The organism is Paenibacillus sp. OT2-17, from assembly GCF_009827695.1.
GTDB classification, from domain to species: Bacteria; Bacillota; Bacilli; order Paenibacillales; family Paenibacillaceae; genus Paenibacillus; species Paenibacillus polymyxa_B.
Window position 1 is genome coordinate 1 of the sequence record NZ_WUDQ01000406.1, and the last position, 3,389, is coordinate 3,389.

Sequence of the window (3,389 nt, forward strand, 5' to 3'; positions counted from 1 at the left end):
CTTCAGCTTTCAGCCATCCAACCGGATGGACAAGCCACGTACCATGGTTGCTGTAGGAGTAGTATGTGCCTTGACAAATGAACTGGCGCAGCAATGGGCTGGTCAGATTTCATTGGGCGACCCGGCAATGCGAGCCAGCTGGCTGGTGGGAACGCCGTCGGATATTGCCGAACGGTTACGCGGCTTGCAGATTAAATATGATAATGATGAGTTTCTGTTGGTCACACCGATTCCCGATTATGAGCAGCGGCTTCACTCCTACCGTCTAATAGCGGAGGCTGTAAATTCTAACCTTGATTCCAAATGAAAAGAGATATGACATGAATAAACAGAAAACGAATATCGAAGAAATGAAACCAAGCTACATATATACCTATGCGTGTCATGAAACAGAGCGTGAGTTGTGTTTTTTGGAATTAAAATGCTTGTTCGGTCAGCCGCCTGTGCATGACTCCATCCTATTGTCCCATCGGCGTCTGGAGCCGGGGACGAGCCCGTTTATTCATCTTAGGCTGGATGTAATGACAGATGCGGGAACGCTGGAAGAGCTATGCGAAGCAGCTTCTATGTTACAACTTGAGGAAGGAAAGACTTTCAAGGTGTTGTGCCTTAAAGAAGGTGACCATGAGGCTGACTATGACGAGCGGCGCGGGATCGAACGCCGAATGGGTGCACGCATTCATGGGCAGGCGCAAATGAAGACACCGGATATCACCCTTGGTGTTATTCGGATAGGAGAACGGTGGCTACTGGGCACGTGTCAGTATAGCGACAGATCGTGGCAGGAGCGTCGTCAGAAGCCGCAAAATTATTCTACTGGACTACCCGTTCTGGTTGCCAGAGCACTTGTGAATTTGGCAGCAACTGATCTAACAGCAGCAAAGGGAGAGTCAGGCTCATTGAAACTGCTAGACCCGTGTTGTGGTATGGGCAATGTAATGATTGAGGCATTGAGTATGGGAAAGGATATTCGCGGTTGTGATATCAACCCGTTGGCGGTGCGTGGGGCACGAGTGAATATGCGTCATTTTGGATATGAAGAAGATCTAGTGAAGCTGGGGGATATGAATATGCTCGAAGGCACATACGATGCGGCCATATTGGATATGCCCTATAACCTGTGCTCCGTGCTCCCGGCTGATGAACAAAAGAAGATGCTGCGCAGTCTGAGACGCTTGGCCGCGCGGGCAGTGGTCGTGAGCACGGAGCCGATGGAAACATTGTTATCCGACTCAGGTTGGATCCTTACGGAGCAATGCCGCATACATAAGACAGGTATGAGTCGGGAAATCTGGATCTGTAAGTAGTGTGTTAATACTGAGTTTTGTAGTTAACCAAATTCAGTGGCAGTTCCTGATCAGCGGCATAGGCATTCAAATTAGTAAGAAAAATATCTACCGCTCGTTCGGCATATCGGTCCGTATCGCCTGCAATATGCGGTGTGATCAAGACATGGTCCAGACTCCATAGCGGATGTGAAGCAGGTAGCGGTTCTTCCTCGAATACATCCAGTCCGGCAAAGGCAATATGCTTTTGCTCCAAAGAGCGTACAAGCGCATCCGTATGAACGGTGCCACCGCGGCCTACATTAATGAAGAAGGCTCCCTTACGCATAGCTGCAAATGCTTTTTCGTCAAAGAAGTGATGGGTTTCCTTGGTGAATGGCAATATATTTACCACGATATCCGCTGCTCCCAATGCTTCGTGTAGTTGTTCGTTAGTATACATATGCTCTACATGGGGAGCTTCCTTGCCAGAACGACGGACTCCGATCACCCGCATGCCAAAAGCTTCTGCAATCCGCGCTGTTTCACGGCCAATTTCGCCAACGCCTGTAATCAACAGCGTTTTGCCACGTAATTCCGTCAGTTGGCCTTTCGGTGGCTGCCATGTTTTCTGACGTTGCAAGAGAGCTGCTTGCTGTAAATAACGTGTATGCGATAGCAGCATTCCAAAAATCTGCTCTGTAATTGGAATTGCATGCACACCACTTGTATTCGTTAGTAAAATGTTACGCTTCTCCAATTCGGTAAGCGGTAGCTTATCAATCCCAGCCGACCAGGTTTGTATCCACTTCAGTTTGCTGTCTGGGTGTAACGCCTCTTCGGCAATATGCTTGGACCAGCCTAGAATAACCTCGGCCTCCCGAATTTGTTTAGACTCCAATTCCTGAGCTTTGCCAATAATCAACTCGTAGCCCGGAGCCGTTGCACGAACTTGTTTTTTTTGCTCTTCCGTAAGTTGATGTAAGCTTAAAATGTTTCCCATAGTTCATAGCCTCCTCGATTTTTGATTCCTTGGAGTTTCCAATATATTCTGGCGAACCATCCTTTCAAGAATAACAGATTGCCGAAAAAATTGCATAAGGAGGGTAAAAACGAGCTCGCAGTGTCACTATATATAACAACAAATGGCTTTACCCTGATCAGGGACAATCCAAACAGCTACTTTTTGAGATATCCACAAATATCAATTAGGAAAGGAGGTATAGGTTGATGAAAAATGAATCGCAAAGACTTTTTACAGCTATTGCTCTCCCGAATGAGCATAAGAAGAAGCTACATTATTGGGTGGAGCAGGATTTAAAAGACCTGACTTTTCGCAAATGGAGTGATTTCAGAGATTACCACGTGACACTTCAGTTTTTGGGTGATGTGGAGACCTCGGTTATACCGAAACTTGAGCAGGTTTTAGTTCAAGCTGCAGCTGAGCATGACCCGTTCACACTCGGCATTGGAGAAGCAGGTTTTTTTGGCCGTGAAGAATTTCCGCGTGTACTGTGGAGGGGAGTGACCGGGCAGCGTGATTCACTGGATCAACTGTACCAGTCCATACTCCAGGCTACCGAACCGCTGGGTTTTAAACCCGAGGAGCGACCTTATCGACCTCATATCACCCTAGCGCGTTCGTACACAGGAGAACAGCCTATTCCACCGTCTATTTGGCAGCCAAATGATCGATGCAGCGAGCCATGGAAAGTGGAAGAATTTGTTTTATATGCAACCCGAATGGGCCAAAAACCAATGTACCAAATAATTCAAACATTCCCATTAATGAGGTGAAAGCCTTGATCTATCAGCGAATTTAGTGATATAGTGTTTCAGCGTTATTCAAAAAGCGCATTTTAGGTTACATATCTGAGGAATGTGCTTATAGTTAACGGGAGGAACATTATGGAAATCGTTAAAGAACATCGTTGGTTTGCACCTCTATTGAGTGTGCTGCTTGTTTGTATATTGGGGATAGGCCTCTACGCTGAGGTTCAGCAAACACAGAAAAATCATAAAAATGCACCTATGCAATCTCTGAGCTGGTCAGGGAACTCTTCGTCTCCTACATATGGCGACAGGATGGGGACCCATAACGGGTCAAACAGGACAAGCCCCATC

Annotated in this window: 3 protein-coding genes and 2 pseudogenes; 4 read left to right on the forward strand and 1 reads right to left on the reverse strand. The window is 46.9% G+C overall.

Features of this window, described 5'->3' with window-relative positions:
• Window positions 1–307: pseudogene (locus GRP75_RS22055) on the forward strand (LLM class flavin-dependent oxidoreductase); the annotation flags it as partial.
• A 13-nt stretch (window positions 308–320) separates the two neighbouring features.
• The gene (locus GRP75_RS22060; RefSeq protein ID WP_160790365.1) at window positions 321–1,307 is read left to right on the forward strand and encodes a TRM11 family SAM-dependent methyltransferase; all 987 of its coding nucleotides are present in this window, start codon (window positions 321–323) and stop codon (window positions 1,305–1,307) included.
• A 4-nt stretch (window positions 1,308–1,311) separates the two neighbouring features.
• Here GRP75_RS22060 and GRP75_RS22065 read toward each other — a convergent pair whose 3' ends face one another.
• Window positions 1,312–2,268 carry a D-2-hydroxyacid dehydrogenase gene (locus GRP75_RS22065; RefSeq protein ID WP_053324847.1) on the reverse strand — a complete coding sequence of 319 codons (957 nt, stop codon included), beginning with the start codon at window positions 2,266–2,268 and terminating at the stop codon, window positions 1,312–1,314.
• Between the two features lie 227 nt (window positions 2,269–2,495).
• On the opposite strand from GRP75_RS22065, the gene thpR reads away from it, so the two are divergent.
• On the forward strand, window positions 2,496–3,062 hold the full coding sequence (thpR, locus tag GRP75_RS22070) for an RNA 2',3'-cyclic phosphodiesterase (RefSeq protein WP_160790366.1): 567 nt from the start codon (window positions 2,496–2,498) through the stop codon (window positions 3,060–3,062).
• 111 nt (window positions 3,063–3,173) lie between these two features.
• Window positions 3,174–3,389: pseudogene (locus GRP75_RS29960) on the forward strand (cell wall hydrolase); the annotation flags it as partial.